Here is an 18,430-nt window from a genome sequence, read left to right as displayed (position 1 = left end):
ATTTTTAACAACCGATTACTATACGGCTAAGGCAGCCATTGGGCAAAGAGCATTGGCTAAATCGCTATTACCGTGCTGGAGCGCCACGCCCATAAACTGGTACTATAGCTACCTTTAACGATGCAAGGCAAAGGGGAGTTTGGTTTGACACAGGTTCAGGATATTACCAGTCCGATGACGGCCATGGAGAAGCGGGCTACCGTATCGCTGGCCAGTATCTATGCGCTCAGAATGCTGGGTTTGTTCATGCTGCTGCCGGTTTTGTCGCTGTTTACCGAGCAAATGCCTGGCTCGACGCCCAAGCTGGTGGGTTTGACGATGGGTATCTACGGCCTGACCCAGGCTATCCTGCAAATTCCGTTCGGTTTGTTATCGGACCGGTTCAGCCGCAAGACCGTGATTGTGATCGGACTGATTTTATTCGTGGCCGGCAGCGTCTGGGCGGCGCTGGCGACCGATATTTATGGCGTGCTGATCGGCCGCGCGCTGCAAGGCTGCGGGGCTATTTCCGCCGCGGTCATGGCCTTGCTGGCCGACTTGACCCAGGAAGTACACCGCACCAAAGCCATGGCGACCATCGGTGCCAGCATTGGTGTTTCCTTTGGTGTGGCGATTACGCTGGGACCTGTCATTGCCCATCATTTCGGCATTGCCGGCATTTTCTGGATGATTGCCCTGCTGGCGGCTCTGGCCATTTTGGTGATTCTGTTCGTCGTGCCTAACCCGGAAAAAATTACCACCCACCGCGATGCGGAGTACATTCCGTCTGAGTTGGGCTCGGTCATCAAGAATGCCGATTTGTTGCGCCTGAACTACGGTATTTTTGCCTTGCATTTAATCCTGATGGCCAGTTTTGTCGTGGTGCCGCTACTGATGCGCGACGCCGGCTTGCAAGGCGGCAGTCACTGGATGGTGTATCTGCCGGTGTTGGTAACTTCCATGGCTATGATTATCCCCTTCGTGATCATTGCCGAGAAAAAGCGGCAGATGAAGAAAGTGTTTATCGGCGCGATTGCCACCTTGGTGATCGCCAACATCGGCTTTGTGCTGCTGCACGGCGAGTTGATCGGTTTGATCGCTTGCTTGTGGATCTTTTTCTGCGGGTTCAATCTGCTGGAAGCCACCTTGCCGTCTCTGATTTCCAAAACCGCACCCGGCGACTTAAAAGGTACAGCCATGGGCATATATTCTAGCGCCCAATTCCTCGGCGCGTTTTTAGGTGGTGGCGCCGGCGGCTGGTTGTACGGGGAATACGGCGCTGCGGCGGTATTTATGTTTTCGGCGGGGATTGCCGCCAGCTGGATCGTCATCGCGCTGTTCATGTCACCGCCGCGCTATTGGGCCAATTTGCTGTTGCCATTGCAGGCGGTCATACCCGAACGCGGAGCGGAATTTTCCAAGGCATTGTTGGCGATTAACGGCATCGAGGAAGTACGCCTGCATTTTGAAGAAAACGCCGCGTATTTGAAAGTCGATAACCAGCAGCTCGACAAAAACCAATTAGGTCTTTTTTTGAAGCAGTGGCAGTAAGCCGCTGTTACTCGCAATTTTTACACGGAGAACACCATGCTGAATAAAGTTATGCTGATCGGCCGCCTAGGCGCCGATCCGGAAGTCCGCTATATGCCGAGCGGCGATGCTATTACCACGATACGTTTGGCCACCGACAGACGCTGGAAAGATAGGCAAACCGGAGAGCGCAAGCAAGAAACCGAATGGCATCGGGTAGTGTTTTTCAGCGGTTTGGCAAAAATCGCCGGAGAGTACTTAAAAAAAGGCAGCCAATGTTATGTAGAAGGCCGTATTCGCACGCAAAAATGGCAAGGTCAGGACGGTCAGGATAGATACACCACTGAAATTGTCGCCGACAACATGCATATGCTGGACAGCAAAAGCGGCGGCACTGCCAGCTACTCGGACAGCAACACGCCGCCGGCCAGCAGTTATGACAATCGCTCGTCCGGGCCTTCAGGGCCACAAGCTGCGCCGGCTTCGTATGACGATTTCGACGACGATATTCCGTTTTAACGGACACCTGATAAGAAGCAAAAAGCCCCTGCTCAGGGGCTTTTTTTATAGCGCGCAAAATCTATTTGTTCTGCGCCGTCTGAAACGCCTACTTTGCATATCATCCGCTGTCTATAGATACTTAAACCCCCCGATATTTGCCGAAACACACTGATCTGGTAAGCTAGCATTTTAGAGGACTACACCTAAAGCACGGGGGCATATGCTTTTCGGTTCGCACAACATTTCCATAGAGGATGACGAAACGTGCCGGGTGGTACTTGCGGAGCAGCGTTGGCAAGACAGCGGGTCTAAAGCTGCGACTGTCAGCGATTCAGTACGTTCGTTAGTTGCTTTTAGACTGGCAGTTACGCACCTGAATTGCCGCGGCATCGCTAATAAAGTGGCGGCCGGCTTTGTTTGCATCGATAACTTTTGCATTTTTATGCAGTCCGCAACCGCTGAATGTTGCTGGGTTTATCGCGGTGATTAAGGACAGGCTGACTAAATTCTTCGATAAGCTCAGGGTTAACCAGGAGCGAAATCGGCATGTTGAGCGTTTTCGGCAGATCCGCTTTCAGCAAATTCCCATCCACTTGACTTCAGTTCTGTCAGTGGCGACACCTATTGCCGCCGGTTTACTGCAATGGTCGCTATGGTCCGCGCTGTCGCCACTGACCTGGATATTGTTTTACCCGGCGGTATTTTTAAGTGCCTACTTGGGAGGGTTGCTTAGCGGCCTGCTTGCTACCGCAATCGCCGTTTCAATGGGTATCTATATTTTTGTTCCGCCTGTGGGAAGTTTTAACCTTGCGGAGGTGCGTTATTACTATTCCACGGCTATTTTTGCCTTGATGGGGCTGTCGTTTAATCTGGCTTTCGAACAATTGCGCCGTTCCAAAACCGAGTTACAGCGCATTGCCAGCGTGGAATCGGATGTTAATCACCGGCGTTTGCACCAAGCGCTGCGCGCTGCCAACGCCGGAATCTGGGAGTGGAATTTACAGACCAACGAAAATCAATGGGATGAAGGTCTATGGCGCTTGTACGGCTTGGAACCGTTTTCCTGCCAAGCGTGCTACGACGTCTGGCTGTCTACTGTGCATCCGGCTGATCGCGCTATGGTGCAAGCGGCGATTCATCAAGCGGTACAGCAAAATATCGAGTTGAACGTGGAGTGGCGGCTTGCCACACAAGTTAACGGCCGGGACCGCTGGCTAATGTCGCGTGACCAGCCAGAATTGGACCAGCAAGGCCAGCCGATACTGTATCGAGGTATCGTGGTAGACATCACCGCACGCAAGCTGACGGAAAAGGCTCTACAGACCAGCGAGAAACAGTTTCGCTTGTTGGCGGAATCTATGCCGCAAATTGTCTGGATTACCCGGGCTGACGGTTGGCATGTGTATTTCAATCGGCAATGGGTCGAATATACCGGACTGAGTTTGGCGCAAAGTGTCGGCGAGGGTTGGACTATTCCCTTGCATCCGGATGACAAACCACAGGCCGTGCAGGCCTGGAAAAATGCCGTGGATGAACTGGCGACGTATTCGCAGGAATGCCGCTTACGCCGCTCTGACGGTGTTTACCGCTGGTGGTTGATTCGCGGCGTGCCGGTGTTTGCCGACAACGGCCGTATCGATAAATGGTTTGGTACTTGCACGGACATTCACGATCTGAAACAAGCCGAGCTGGATTTACGTACATCCGAAGCGCGTTGGCAGTTTGCGCTGGAGGGCAGCAATCAGGGGGTTTGGGATTGGAATATCGCGGAAAGCAAAGTGTTTTTCTCCCATTGCTGGAAGTCGATGCTGGGTTATGCCGAGGAGGATGTGGGAGACAGTTTGCACGATTGGTCGGATCGAGTGCATCCGGATGACTTGCCTGGGGCTTTGGCGGCAATACAACGCCATTTTCGCCAGGAAACGCCGCATTACCAATACGAGCACAGGTTGCGGGACCGGCGTGGCGAGTACCGTTGGACCTTGGCCAGAGGCGTCGTGGTGAGTCGCGATGCGGACGGTCAGCCTTTGCGCATGATAGGTATCCAAAGCGACATCAGCGAAAGCCGAAAAATCGAACACGATCTGAGAGAAAAAGAACGGCTGCTGGCAGATTCCCAGGCCGTGGCTCATATTGGTTCATGGGTCCGCTACCTACCTGGCGGCCAAGCGATGTGGAGCGAGGAAACCTTTAGAGTGTTTGGCCTATCACCCGACACTGATCAAGCCTTATCCATGGAGCAGCTATTTGATACGGTGCATCCCGATGACCGTGCCGCCAGGCTCGCCTGGCATCAGGACTGTTTGGCGGGTAACAGCGGTAACGGTTTGGAATACCGTATTTGCACCCCGCAAGGACAGCAGCGTTGGGTGTTGTCCAAAGCCAAACTGGAAACCACGGCCGATGGGCAACCCTGGCGCTTGATTGGGACCGTACAAGACATCACCGAAGCCAAGCTCACGGCCGCCGAAAAGCAGCGTTGGATCGATGCTTTCCGCTATTGCGGGCACGGCATAGCCATAGGCAACCCCGAGACCGGCCGGCTGGTAACCTGCAATCCGGCGTTTGCCGAGATGCTGGGTTACGACAACGCCGATCAGTTTGAAGGTCAACTCATTCTGTCCCTGTATGCGCCTGAACACGTTGAGTTTGCTAGACGCCGTCTGCATGAAGCCGACCAATTCGGCAAAATACGTTACGAATCGGTTTATCGGCGCAAGGACGGTTCTGAATTTGATGTGGCGGTGGATTTGGTCAGCGTAAAAAATGCCGAGCAAAAGGTGATGTACCGGGCGGCCACGGTACAGGACATCAGCGTGCGGAAAAAGCAGGAGATGGAATTACTGCAATATAGGGATCATTTGCAAAATCTGGTCGAACAACGCACGGAACAGCTCAACCAAGCCTTGCAACGTGCAGAGCATTTGACGCAGGTAAAAAGCAGTTTTGTGGCGAATATGAGCCACGAAATCCGCACGCCGATGAATGCGGTGCTGGGGTTTTGTTATTTGCTGGAACAACACGCGCTGAACGAAGAAGAACGCAGTTTGGTGAGGAAAATCCGCGATGCCGGGCGTTCCCTGTTAGCGATCATCAACGATATTCTGGATTTTTCCAAAATCGAGGTAGGACGTCTGGAGATCGAAAACCTGCCGTTCCGGCTCAGCGATATGTTCGATCACCTTGCGGCATTGATGGCGGCGGCAGCCGACCACAAAAACCTGGAATTGATCATCATCCCGCCGGCCAGTATCGATGCTCTGATGGGGGATGGCCTGCGCATTCAACAAGTCTTGATTAACTTAATCGGCAACGCGATTAAATTTACCGAACGCGGCGAAGTTGTGTTGCGCGTCACTGTCGATGACTGGCAAAACGGCGACACGGTGGCGGTGCGCTTTGCAGTGCGCGATACCGGTATCGGTATTGCCGAACCGCAGTTGGACGATGTGTTTGCGGCCTTTACCCAGGCAGACAATACGATCAGCCGCCGCTTTGGCGGCTCCGGCCTAGGCTTGGCAATTTGTCGCCAGCTGGTGAATTTGATGGGAGGCGAGTTGCGGGTAAACAGCGTGGCCGGCCAAGGCAGCGAATTTTGGTTTGTCCTGCGGTTGCAGCGGCATCTTGACGGCAATCCGGTGCAGTCTCTCCCGCATTTGCACCATTTGAAATTGCTGGTGGTCGATGATTGTGAGACCACGCGCGAAGCCGTCAATACCTCGGCACGAAGTCTTGATTGGAATGCCAACGCCGTCGCCTCGGGTGATGCGGCAATCGTCGAACTGCTAGCCAGTTTGGAGCGTGCCGAGCCTTATGACGCGCTGTTGCTGGATTGGCCCATGCCGGGAGTCGACGGCATGAGCGCAGCCGAAGCTATTCGCGCTTCGCTGGCGGCGGTTAATCCTGATCAGCCGCGCATAGCGATTATCCTGATGATCAGCTCGTCTTATTCCCGGGAACTGCTGGCGGCTGATGCCGACATGAAGCATGTCGAGGGGATATTGAGCAAACCGGTAACACCTTCGGCATTGTATAACGCCGTCGCGGCGGTATTGTCGAAATCCCCGCCGCTGTTAGGCTTGCCCGATAAGTCGTCCAATTCGGCAGGCGCGCGTCTGCAAGGTTTGCGGATATTGGTGGTGGACGATAGCGACATCAATCGCGAAGTGGCCAGGCGCATTTTGGAGTCTGAGGGCGCGCAAGTCAGCCTGGCGAGCGACGGCCAAGACGCCGTGGATTGGTTGTTTAAACATCCTGGCGCCGCGGATTTGGTATTGATGGATGTGCAAATGCCGCGCATGGACGGTTATGCCGCCACTCGGCGGATACGCGAAAATCCGGCCTGGTCTGATTTACCCATCCTGGCACTCACGGCCGGCGCATTTAAAAATTTGCAGGATGCAGCGCTGGAAGCGGGTATGAACGATTTTATCGCCAAGCCCTTCAACGTACCGCAAATGCTGGAGTTGATCAGGCGTTGGACAGGAAGCAAATCGCTGCTCGGACTTACGGGGCTGGCATCCGGCGATTCGTGTGACGAGGTAATTTTCAGCGACCAATCCGCCCCACTCATTGTGCCGACAAATCCAGGCCAAGGCGATTTGCCGGGAATCGATGTTAACGCCGGCCTAAAAATGTGGCACAAGCGCGATCTGTACCAGGCCTATCTGGTACGCTTTGTCGAGCAGTATCGCACAGCCGGACGGGACATTAGTGTCGCTGCCGAGCAAGGGCAGCTTGCCGGGCTTGCGGCTCTGACGCACAAGTTAAAAGGCGCGGCTTACGGTTTGGCCCTGACTGAGGTAGCCCAACGTAGCGCCGAACTGGAAACGGCCTTGCATCACAGTGAGCCGCTGGCTGGGGCCGCCGCAGCGCTGCAACAGGCGCTTGACGTGGTGATTATCAGCATCGGTAACTTAAGCGCACACACCATGTCACCGCTTGACCATAGTGTGCAACGCGAGGCGCCTGATAGTATCAAACCCTTGTTAAGCGAATTATTAACGGCGCTGGATGAAGATAACCCTGGTCATGCCGAGCGCCTATTGCTGACATTGGAGGGTTTGGTAGATGCCGATTTATTGGCGCCGCTCGCGACACAAATTCGTGACTATAATTTTCGGCAAGCTGAAAGCTTAGTTCTGGCGTTAATAAACCAGCTCGAAATACCAAAACAGTAAGATACCCATGCCTAATAATCCGATTTTGATCGTGGATGACGAACCCGCGAATTTGGCGATACTCCGCGAAATTCTGGAGCCTACCTATCGTTTGGTATTTGCGCGTAACGGTCAGGAAACCTTGCTGGCGGTTGCCAAACACCGGCCAAGTTTAATTTTGTTGGACATTCAGATGCCGGATATGAACGGCTACCAAGTTTGTCGGGCTTTGAAAGCCGATCCAGCCACCGAAACCATCCCGGTCATATTCGTCACGGCTTTATCGGACTTGGGCGATGAAGAGCAAGGGTTTGCGGTGGGCTGTGTGGATTACTTGAGTAAGCCGGTAGTACCCAGTCTGGTGCGCGCGCGGGTAAAAACCCATTTATCGCTGGTAAGGGCAACGCAGTTGGAAAAAAGCCACCGCGATGCCATCTATATGTTGGGCGAAGCCGGGCACTATAACGACAACGATACCGGGGTACATATTTGGCGGATGGCCGCTTATGCTAAAGCCTTGGCCTTAAATGTCGGTTGGACGTGTGCCGATGCCGAATTGCTGGAGTTTGCCGCGACGATGCATGATACGGGCAAAATCGGCGTGCCTGATGCGGTACTGAGTAAACCGGGGGCGCTGAATGAAGACGAATGGCGCATCATGCGCCGGCATTGCCAGATTGGTTACGATATTCTGTCGAAAAGCGATGCACCGATTTTTAAACTGGCGGCCGAAGTGGCCTTGTCGCATCACGAAAAATGGGATGGCACTGGCTACCCCAATGGGCTGGCAAACCTAAATATTCCCGAATCGGTGCGTATCGTCGGGGTGGCCGATGTGTTCGACGCGCTGACCATGCGCCGGCCTTATAAAGAAGCTTGGCCGGTCGATAAGGCGGTCGCGACTATCCGCGACGGTGCCGGGCAGCATTTCGATCCGGCGATGGTGGCCTGTTTTCTGGATATTCAACCGCAAATTTTGCAAATCAAGGCCGACTGGGAAATTCGCGAATTGGCGAAAACTTGATAGGTACTGATAAGCTTTTTGCTGCCGACATGCATCTTTTTAAGATGCAAGGCTATTCAGTCAGAGCAGTTGCTTCCGGCTATTTTTAGGAAAAATACTTCTCTGTCGGCTATTGCCATGCGTCGGCGTTCTGCGCATACTTGCGGCTAAGTATTATTAGTATCAACAGGGATGAAAACTTCAAAAATCCTACCGCCAGCCATCAATAGTGCACCAAGCTGCGCCATCAGCGCGATTCGTCAGGCAAAGACCTTGGAAATTGCCTTATCTGGAGACTGGGTGCTGGATGCGCAATTACCCGCTTTGGAACCCATACTCGCGCAGATTGAAACCCAGGCTATCGAAAAAATCGTCGTCTCTACGGCAGCGCTTGGCCGTTGGGACAGTATGTTGGTGACTGAATTAATTAAGCTAATTGATTACGCCGAGCAAAAACAGGTGGCCGTGGATAAAACCACCTTGCCGGCATCGATTCAAGGTTTGCTGACATTGGTTTCCGCCGTGCCGGAGCGCGTTGACGCGCACCGCGACCAAACTCGGACTTCCTGGGCTCGGGCTTTGACGGTCAGCACCGGCAAAGCCATTCAGCATGGTAGGGAGATGTTGATTTTTGTCGGCGAAATGATCATTAGCACTTTTGCCACCATTCGGGGTCAAGCTCACTTTCGCCGCCAGGATTTATGGCTGTATATTCAAGAGTGCGGGCCATCGGCGCTGCCTATCGTCACGTTGATCAGCTTGTTGGTGGGTTTGATTCTGGCCTTCGTCGGCGCGGTGCAGTTGTCTTTGTTCGGCGCGCAAATTTACATCGCCAACCTGGTTAGTCTGGGCATGACTCGGGAAATGGGCGGTTTGATGACCGCGATTATTATGTCAGGCCGCACCGGTGCCGCGTATGCCGCGCAGATCGGCACGATGCATGTCAACAGCGAAATCGATGCCTTAAAAACCATGAACCTGGACCCGATGGCGTTTCTGGTATTGCCGCGCATGTTGGCCTTGATCATCATCATGCCGCTTTTATGTCTTTATGCCGATTTGATGGGCATCATCGGCGGCGGCTTTGTGACGGTGAATTTTTTTGATGTGTCGCTGACCGAATATCTGGACCGCACCGCCCATGCCGTGAAGATGAAGGATTTTATAATCGGCTTCGTGAAGTGCTCGGTGTTTGGCATTTTGATTGCGCTATCGGGTTGCATGCGCGGCATGCAATGCGGCCGCAGCGCCTCGGCGGTCGGCGATGCCGGCACGTCGGCGGTGGTAACCGCCATCGTGTTTATCGTCGTTGCCGACTCGGTCATGACCATCATCTGCAACCGGCTGGGGATTTAACGATGGCCGAGGCCTGCATCACAGTCAAAGATCTGACTATGACTTATGGCGATTTTGTGATTCAGCGTGATCTGAATTTCACGATCAATCGCGGCGACGTGTTTATCATCATGGGTGGTAACGGCTGCGGTAAAACCACCTTGCTGCGGCATATGATAGGCTTGAAATCGCCGGCCAAAGGCGACGTTTGTTATGGCGAGCAGGGGCTGTGGCAAGCCAATCCCAAAGCTCGCCAGCAGATTCTGGCGCGTACCGGGGTGTTGTTTCAAAGCGGTGCTTTGCTCAGCTCGATGACCTTAGCCGAAAACGTCGCGCTGCCGATTACCGAAGCCACCCAGTTGCCACCGAAAAAGGTACGGGAGATTGTCTCGTATAAACTGGCGCTGGTCGGCTTGGCCGGATTTGAAGATTATTATCCCTCCGAACTCAGCGGTGGCATGCAAAAGCGCGCTGGTCTGGCACGGGCGATGGCCCTGGACCCGGAGATTCTGTTCTTCGACGAGCCGTCCGCCGGCTTGGACCCGATCACTGCCAAATTGCTGGACGATTTGATTCTGAGCCTGAGCAGCGCTTTGTCGGCCACCATCGTCGTGGTCACCCACGATTTGGACAGTATTTTCGCGATTGGCAACAACTCGGTATTTCTGGATGCCGAAACCCGTACCAATATCGACGGTGGTGCCCCGCAAAAACTGCTGCACGAATCCAAACACCCCAACGTGATTCGATTTTTAAATCGCGGCGATCAAACCGAGCAAAATAGCAATCATCGACACATGAGGAGTCAGGCGTGAGCAAACAAGCCAATCCACTCGCCATCGGCGCGTTTTTGGTCGGCGCGTTGATCCTGCTGACGGCGGGCGTGATGATCTTTGGCGGCAGCGATTTTTTTAAGGATAAAAAACGCTTCGTGATTTTTTTCGACTCGGCGTTGAATGGTTTGAATGTCGGCGCACCGGTTAAATTGCAAGGCGTGCAGATCGGCAATGTCAACGAAATTTCGCTAGTGATGGATACCGCGACCGGTCGGATTTTCAAGCCGGTGGTGATCGAAATCGATCCAGCCTTGTTGCAAGACTTGTCGGTACAACAATCCAGCGGCCACAGTAAAAAACAGCGTATGCAGGACGCGCAACGGCTGATAGATGCCGGTTTGAAGGGGCGGTTAGAGACGCAGAGTTTGCTGACCGGCTTGTTATATGTCGATCTCAATTTTTATAGCGATAAACCGGTCAACCTGATTAAGCTGGATTACAAAAACCTGCCGGAACTGCCCAGCGTGCCGACCACCGTTGACGAAATCCGCAATACCGCCGATGAAATTCTCAATCGCGCGCGTCAACTGCCGGTCGAGGAGATGATGAAGAATTTGGCGGATACGCTCAGCGAAATGCGTAGCTTGCTGCAATCAGATGACACCAAGAAATCGCTGGCTGCTTTAGCCAAATCCTTGCAGGAAACTCAGCGTTTGATGGCGACGTTAAACAATCAGATCGAACCGTTGATGAGCAACGCCAATGGTGCTTTAAGCGATACCCGCACCACCTTGCACGATTTCAACCAGGAATTGTTGCCGGTGTTGAAAGCCGCCGAACAGAGTCTGAACGCCGCTACCAAGATGATGGAAGGTTCGCAAAATGCCCTTAATGCTGTCGAAACCTTGGCCGCGCCGGATGCGCAACTCGGGCAAGCTTTGGTGGAAATGCGTAATGCCGCACGTTCGCTTAAGGATTTGACCGAGTCCTTAGAGCGGCGGCCAGAGTCCTTGCTATACGGCAAATAGATTGGGTTGTTAACAGGTTTAACCGGATGAATATGAAACACGTCATTTATTTACCGATGCTACTTTCAGCGCTGCTGTTGGCCGCTTGCAGCAGTCAGCCGATACAGTTTTATATGCTCAGCGCCGAAACCGGCGGGCCGTCGACTGCCCTGTTACCGGCCGATACGGTGTTGGGATTGGGCCCGATTCATTTGCCGGCGTATTTAGATAGGCCGCAGTTAATCACGGCGTTGAGCGAGCATCAGTATGAATTGGACGACCAACATCGCTGGGCCGAACGTCTGGATGACAATATTGCTCGGGTTTTGCGGCTTTCTTTAGCCAAGCAACTGGGAATAGAACAAGTGGTTCGCTATCCATGGGCACCGCGTCAGGCTATCGATTACCAAATCAGCTTCGATATTCTCGAGTTACATCAAACCGCCAGCGGCCAAAGCCGCTTCTCCGTGCAATGGCAGTTGAAGAAAGCCGAACAAGTTATGCTTGGCAAACGCTTCGAATGCAGCGAAGCGGCAGGTAAGGGCGCCGAAGCCAGTGTCGCTGCGCAAAGTCGCTGCTTGACGCGCTTTAGTATGGAATTGGCGAATGAAATAGCCGGACTGGGCTCAATGCATGGCCGTTGAGCGGCTAAGACGTTCTGATCGTTCTGCTGGAGCGCCAATGAGTAAGGGAAGTATTTTAGATGTCTCTGCTACGGCTTATTTACTTTCCAACACAACGATTCCATTCCATGCCAACGGCGGCATTTCACTGTAGTGCAAAGTTTTTTGCAGATAAAAGCGGCTGGGTCCGTCGTTGGCGTCGAGAGCGAGTGCCGCTTGGAATAAGTGAGCAGCCTCCGGCCACAGGCCTTCCTGGAATACGGCTAAACCGTCGGCAAATACAGCGTGCATTGGGTTCTGTGGGTTATCGCTGCTATGTTTTACCCCGACGATTTCCACTAAACTCAGCGGCTCCGCACGGCCAACGACGCGAAACGTACCCACCGGACGGGAGACGATGCCGTCCAAATGAGCGGCGATGCTGTGCGATGCCAGAATCCGCGTACCTAAATACTTGTTCACCCCCTGAATCCGCGACGCAATGTTGACCGTATCACCGATAGCCCGGTAATGGCTGGAGGTGCCGGCATCCAGGCTGCCAAGGGTTAGTTCGCCTTCATGCAAACCGATGCGGGTGGCGAGTGGCGCCAAATTGGAGGATGAATTAAACGATTCCACTGCCGTGGCCATTTCCAACGCCGCTAAGCAGGCAGCGTGGCGTTGCTTGTTGGCCGGCGCATCGAACCACACCGCCATCATTGCGTCGCCGGTGACGTCGGCGATCACACCGTCATGCGACACTACTGGACGGCCTAATACTTGGTAATAGGTATTCAATAGCGCCCACATTTCCCGCGGCGAATGTTCGGCGGCGATGCTGGTATAGCCTTCGATGTCGGTGGCCAGACATAAACCGGACACATCTTTTTCAGTTCCAGCGATACCGGCTTCCGTCCATTGCCCCGGCGCCGCCGGCAGTATCCCCACCCATTGCGGAAACACTCTACTGACGAATTCAAGTATGCGCCCGCGTTCGAGCATTAAATCGTAGCGCGACCAAGCCAAGCTCAGTAGCCAGGACAGCGGCAATTGCATCAACAACGGCCCGGCGAGCGGCAACCACCAATGGCGCTGAGCGAACAAGCTCACAGCCGAGCCGGCGTAAGCCAAAGTAAACAGCAGGCTGAGAACGATGCCCGGCCAACCGGGAAAACCGACCAGCAACAGGGCGATAAGCAAGCCCAATAGGCATGAAATCAACCAACCCGCCACGGGGATTTCGATAAAATTATCTTCCAACAAATTGGCGAATTGCGTGGCCATGATTTCCACACCGGCCATTTTGCCGGTGCGCGAGTCGGAATAAGGCGTTTGAAAGAAGTCGGATTTACCCGGCGAAAACTGGCGATTAGCGCGGCCCACGAATATCACTTTGCCTTGTAAGTCTTCAACCTTGCCTTCATAAACATCGGCGTAGGACTCCATCCTCAGCGTGCGCGGCGGGCCGTAATAATTCAGGTAGCGGCTGTCGCCTGCGCAGATCAATTGCTTGCTGGGTTTGTCCGGTTTAGATGCGTTTGCACACGCCCGGCGCTGCTCGGTCAACCATGCCGACAAGGGTTGGTTGACCGGATAATCGCTGCTTGCCGGTTGGTAATAAAACCAGGCCAAAACCGGCAGGCTGGGAGCTTCGGCGAGGGCATCGTAAAAAGTCCAGGACTCGCGAATGCTGGCATTTTCCGAGTCGTTGATAAGATAAAACGGCGCGCGATCCAACGCCGCCTGAGCAATCGCCGGCGTTGGCGCCAGTTTGCGCATGACGACCAACTGCTCGGATAAAGTTGTCGCTGGTTCGCCTTCGCGGGAAATAGCGGGCATTTTATTGTGGTCCGAGCATTCTTCCCGCCCATAAAAATCCTCGACACCCCGGCGAAATTTTTGCACACATTCATTGATCAAGACCTTGCCGGCCGCGCGCATTGCATTAGCTAGCGTAGGGTCTACGCTGGGGTTAGCGGCGATAAATTGTAGATCGAACACGATCAAACCCGCGCCTTGGTGGTGCAATTGGTCAAGCAGTTTTGCATGAAACTCTCGCCAGCGGGTCAAGTCTTGACCCACGCCCAAGCGAGTCTCGGACGCTTCGTCCATTGCGACAATTACCACTTGTTCGGGTGTTGTTTGCGGGCCGCGGATTCTGAATAAGGTGTCTAAGCCCAGTTCGCTTTCCGTATTGAAAGCTAAATCTACCAGCGTGCTAAGCAAAAAACCCAGAACGGTAATAACAGCTATGCGTAACGGACGGGCCATAAGCAGTTTGCCAGTCGTGAGATAGGGGGATCAATCTGAGTTTGGTGGGACGCATACGCGAGCCCACCAATATTCACTACATGAGTTGAGCATGTTGCTATATTGGATTATCAATCTGTGTGTTTCCTAATATAGAAAATATATTTTATGTATCCAATAAGTTTCAAATGCTAACTTCAACATTTTGGGGTAGTAATTATTAAATGTTAATTTATTTTATTCAAACGCAGCGTCGATTTGTTCTTGTGTATAACATGTTTCGTATTGCTGACCATTTAGAAAAAAGGTATTACAGAATGAACCTTCGAATACGGCTTTCACCGAGACGAAGAATTTTGCCCTAACTTCTTTATTATTCTTTACGATTACACCATCGATAGGTTTATCAATTTTTAACGCATTTAACACTGCTTCGTCGACGTTGCCTATGCGGGTATCGCATGTTTGGCCTCCGGCTTTATCAGCTGTGGATTGAATGCACGGCTTAACTTCTTTACCGGTTAGCGAATCTACTACAAGAAATTGATTAGTTTTAAAATTGATACCTTCAGCCAGTATGGCTGTTTGTTTGAGGAGAGTAGGAACTGATGAGTTTTGTTTGACCGGTTTCGGTGGAGTGTTTGTTTCGGTTTTTTTGTCGCAGGCAATGATTAAAGTACTCATTAATAGAAAAGTGGCCGCTTGCATTTTTTTCATTATATTTCTCCTATTTTTAAAAAAACCTGATCGAAATTAGCCGGCAAGTTAATAAAATAAACTCAATTTGACGAACAATTGTCGTTCAGGGATAAAAGGGCTAAGTTGGGGGCCGCTGGCGTCGAATACGCTTTGATAAACAAAGTTGTTGTCGAACAGATTACGGCCTTCCAACGCTAGCGTGCCCAATCTATTGGGAAGACGATAGCCCAGCATGGCATCGAAAACCCAGAAACTCTCACTGTCACCTGTAAATCTGGGCGCATTGGCGGGAAGGCCGGCTAAAAGTCTACTGGATGTGGCATGCTGATCTACAAAAGTGCCGGATAACTTGGCAAATAGCCCGGAGTTATGAAACAGGTTGATGGACAAAGGCACCTGATGCGAGGCGACACTACGCGGGTTCGACGGGTCTAGGCTATTTGTAAATTCGCGTTTGAATTTTTCGAAGCGATATTCGCTTTTTAAGGTTAGCCAATCACTTGGTGACCAGTAAAGATAAGCTAAATGTGCCGCTTCATTTCGGGTAAATAGAGATGTGCTATTGGGTACCGTAGCAGCAACCGATTGTTGGCTATCTCGCCAGCTAACTTCGCCACCAATAAACAGATTTTGCATAGGCTTGTAATCTATTCCGGCTGCATATTGCCAGCTGGAGGCGCCGTTACTTTCGTCATAAAACTGAGTGAAGCCGGCGATCTGGGTAGGCTCTATGGTTTGATTATTTGCTAATGGTCTTTTGAGGCTACGAAATGCTGAAGCCCGGAGTGTCAGATTGTGGGTTGGATTCCAAATAACACCAAATTTTGGGTTTAATTGATACTTTTTTAATGCGGGGTCTTCATATGAATCGTAACTAAGACCCACCGTGGTAGCTAAGTTGCTCGATATATTATATTTCAGGTAACTATAAATATTGAAATATTCGGTTTGACGTTCACCAATCGTTGAGTACGTAAAGAGCGGGCTGCTGATGAGATTAAAAGGTGGAAGCTGACGGCGTGTCAGGCTACTTAGTAGTGTGTCATCATCCGCACTAATATAACCGGCACCGCTGGTTATATCGAATTTTTCAGAATTAAATATATATTGGAATTCGCTTTGGTAGCTTTTGACTTCTGATTCATTGTATGTGAACTGATTTAAAGGAATAGGCCTACCAAAACTGAGAACATTGAATTGCGCAAGGTCATTGATACTATTTTTGCGGCTGGTATAAAAAGATGAAAATAGTATGTCTTGGTGGTTGTCGATTCGGTAATGTCCACCAACTCGCACGCTGTCCTGTTCTATTGCTTGTCGCTGGTTTAAAGCTTGCGTGTCATTCAACCGAAAAGGCGTATCCCCACTCCGCACATCCTCGGTCTTTAATTCAACCTGAACATTCAAATCTTCGGTAATGGCATATTGGGCAAACGCATCGTAAATGTCCTGTTTATAGTCGTCGTTTTGGCGAAAGCCGTCGGTTTGGTAATGAAATTGCCCAAAACTCATCGACAGCTTGTCGTAGACGCCGGAGACTATGGCGTTATCGGTAAGGGTATTGCGGCTACCGTAGGCGCCGTTCAAAACCATATGTGCGCCGTTGCCGGTGTACAAGGAGTCGTATTCGTTGACCGATAAGCTGCCTGGTCCGGTGCTGTTCAAAATGCCTATATTTTCGCCGGTCAGTTGCGGTTGTACCGGGGTAATATTGATCGGTTGCAGCAATTGGGCCTGTAACAGTTCGCTGGCGCGGGCGACGCGGTAGCGCGGTTGACCGACGTAAGCATCGGACAAAAAGCGGTGAGCGGAGGGATCGGTAGCATCGTGGCCCAGAGATTTCCAGGCTTCCTTCAACGCTACCCGGCCAAAGCCCAAGTCGTTATAGATACGTGCCAAGTTGGCTGTGCGGGCGGCGGCGTCTTCGTCTAACAGCAGTTTCGAGCGGTATACACCACGGTTTTCGTTCAACTCTATAGCCTGTTGCATGTCGCGCTGTGCTTCGACTGGACGATTCAAGGCTTGCTTGCGCAGTGCATCGTAAAAATACGGCGTCGGGTCTTTTGGGTCGTGTTGCTTTGCCAAATCGAATTGATCGCCGGCCAACGCGGGGCGTTTTTCTTCGTAATAGGCTTTGCCCAGATAGCTGCGTAACAAGGAATTGTTTGGGTCGAGAATAGCGGCAATTTCCAGGTCGCGGCGGCCGGCTTCCAGATCGCCGCTGCGGATTTTTGCCAAACCTAAGCCCAGGCGCGGTAAAGGCGCGGTAGAGTCTAACTGAATGGCGGATTCGAAATGCCGCATGGCTTGGGCAGTATCCACTCGAAACAGATGCGAAAAGCCCTGTACGGTTTGCGTTCTTTCCAGATTCGGGTCGAGCATAAAGGCTTTAGTCGCCGATTGTGCGCTTTCTTCACGCAAGCCCAGCGCCAACTGTAGTTCGGACAGCCGCGCCCAAGTCATCGCATCGTTAGGCGCTAGCTGACTGGCACGCTGTGCCGTTACCAAGGCTTTTTCCAGTTCGAATCCAGCTTGTTGGCTATACGATAATGCCGAATAAGCAGTAGCCGATTGCGGATTTGCCGTCACTGCACGCTCGGCCAGATTCAGCGCGTCAGCTTTGCGATTTTGGGTCAGTGCCAGAATACTCTCCAACGCTAAAGCCTCTGCATCATTTGGGTTGCCGGAGCGTAGGGCTTGAATATCCTGCATCGCCAGTTGGCTTTGTCCGGCTGTGAGCCTGATTGCTGCACGGGTTTTCAAAAACTCTGGCGACTGTTCAGTCGGTGGCGTCCGCTCCAAAGTGCTTAACGCCAAATCGACCCGGCCTTGCCGATAATTCTGAATCGCGGCACGCAGAGCCGGGGCTATCGGCGCGTCCGGCTCGGCATAGGCTGATAGCGGCGGGTAATATAAGGCCCAATTCACTGCATCGGCGGGCTTAAGATCGATTTGCGCGCGCGGGGCTTGGCCCAACAAGGTTTGACCCGCTTCGCCGGCCTTTAGGTGAATATCGCCGTAGGTATTGAAAAAGCGCACCGCACCTTCGTAGACCCATAATTCGGCGCTAGCATCATCGGCGCGTAGCGCAAATTCGGTGCCTTCCGGACCGGCGTTGGCGATGGGGGTGGTGATTTGTAACTGTTTGGGGGTGCGGCTGATGAAATGCACAAAGCCTTTCAACAAATCGACCAATGTGGCTTGATTGGGGGCGATGCCGTTTAAGGTCAAGACGGTGCCTTCGGCCAAACGCAGCGTGATGCCGTTGGGTAGTAACAAGGATGCGCGGCTGTAAGCTTCGACTCGAACCCTGCTGCCTTCACAAAGAGTTTGCTCCAACTGTGCCGGTTGCCATTGCCCTTTCACGCCGGCGTCGTAATACAAGCTGCCTTGCAGCGAAACCAGTCTGGCGGCTTTTTCCACACTACAGCTTGTCGCGGTCGCATCGGTTTCCGCCAAACACATTGGCGTAAATAAAACCATGAAGCAAATCACAAGGCAGCGCATTTTATCTCCGGAAGATGTTTTTTTCGGATGATAAAGTCTGAAACCCTAACTGATCAAGGTAATAATTAACTTTGCCCTGGAT

At 52.3% G+C, this 18,430-nt stretch carries 11 protein-coding genes; 8 read left to right on the top strand and 3 right to left on the bottom strand.

Features of this window, described 5'->3' with window-relative positions; translation table 11 throughout:
* Positions 1-144: 144 nt before the first annotated feature.
* The 8 genes from EBB_RS10615 to EBB_RS10580 all read left to right on the top strand — a co-directional run bounded on the left by EBB_RS10615 (position 145) and on the right by EBB_RS10580 (position 11,934).
* Positions 145-1,530 (top strand): MFS transporter, encoded by a 1,386-nt coding sequence (locus EBB_RS10615; protein ID WP_225587390.1) that lies wholly within the window; start codon positions 145-147, stop codon positions 1,528-1,530.
* Positions 1,531-1,566: 36 nt separating this feature from the next.
* Positions 1,567-2,028: a single-stranded DNA-binding protein gene (locus EBB_RS10610; RefSeq protein WP_192393848.1), complete on the top strand. Its 462-nt coding sequence runs from the start codon at positions 1,567-1,569 to the stop codon at positions 2,026-2,028.
* A gap of 395 nt (positions 2,029-2,423) precedes the next feature.
* Positions 2,424-7,190, top strand: a complete 4,767-nt coding sequence (locus EBB_RS10605; RefSeq protein ID WP_192393847.1) for a PAS domain-containing protein — start codon at positions 2,424-2,426, stop codon at positions 7,188-7,190.
* Positions 7,191-7,197: 7 nt separating this feature from the next.
* Positions 7,198-8,193 (top strand): response regulator, encoded by a 996-nt coding sequence (locus tag EBB_RS10600; RefSeq protein WP_192393846.1) that lies wholly within the window; start codon positions 7,198-7,200, stop codon positions 8,191-8,193.
* 171 nt (positions 8,194-8,364) lie between these two features.
* Positions 8,365-9,528 (top strand): MlaE family ABC transporter permease, encoded by a 1,164-nt coding sequence (locus EBB_RS10595; RefSeq protein ID WP_192393845.1) that lies wholly within the window; start codon positions 8,365-8,367, stop codon positions 9,526-9,528.
* Positions 9,529-9,530: 2 nt separating this feature from the next.
* The gene (locus tag EBB_RS10590; RefSeq protein ID WP_192393844.1) at positions 9,531-10,322 is read left to right on the top strand and encodes an ABC transporter ATP-binding protein; all 792 of its coding nucleotides are present in this window, start codon (positions 9,531-9,533) and stop codon (positions 10,320-10,322) included.
* The gene (locus tag EBB_RS10585) at positions 10,319-11,311 is read left to right on the top strand and encodes an MlaD family protein (RefSeq protein ID WP_192393843.1); all 993 of its coding nucleotides are present in this window, start codon (positions 10,319-10,321) and stop codon (positions 11,309-11,311) included. Before EBB_RS10590 ends, EBB_RS10585 begins: the two co-directional genes overlap by 4 nt.
* 32 nt (positions 11,312-11,343) lie before the next feature.
* Positions 11,344-11,934: a PqiC family protein gene (locus tag EBB_RS10580; protein ID WP_195880871.1), complete on the top strand. Its 591-nt coding sequence runs from the start codon at positions 11,344-11,346 to the stop codon at positions 11,932-11,934.
* Between the two features lie 75 nt (positions 11,935-12,009).
* Here EBB_RS10580 and EBB_RS10575 read toward each other — a convergent pair whose 3' ends face one another.
* The 3 genes from EBB_RS10575 to EBB_RS10565 all read right to left on the bottom strand — a co-directional run bounded on the left by EBB_RS10575 (position 12,010) and on the right by EBB_RS10565 (position 18,348).
* Positions 12,010-14,163: a CHASE2 domain-containing protein gene (locus EBB_RS10575; RefSeq protein WP_192393841.1), complete on the bottom strand. Its 2,154-nt coding sequence runs from the start codon at positions 14,161-14,163 to the stop codon at positions 12,010-12,012.
* Between the two features lie 216 nt (positions 14,164-14,379).
* Positions 14,380-14,859, bottom strand: a complete 480-nt coding sequence (locus EBB_RS10570; RefSeq protein WP_192393840.1) for a hypothetical protein — start codon at positions 14,857-14,859, stop codon at positions 14,380-14,382.
* A gap of 48 nt (positions 14,860-14,907) precedes the next feature.
* Positions 14,908-18,348: a TonB-dependent receptor domain-containing protein gene (locus tag EBB_RS10565; RefSeq protein WP_192393839.1), complete on the bottom strand. Its 3,441-nt coding sequence runs from the start codon at positions 18,346-18,348 to the stop codon at positions 14,908-14,910.
* Positions 18,349-18,430 lie beyond the last annotated feature (82 nt).

The organism is Methylomonas fluvii (assembly GCF_014850975.1).
Taxonomy (GTDB): Bacteria; Pseudomonadota; Gammaproteobacteria; order Methylococcales; family Methylomonadaceae; genus Methylomonas; species Methylomonas fluvii.
This window is presented reverse-complemented; position numbering and strand designations above follow the sequence as displayed.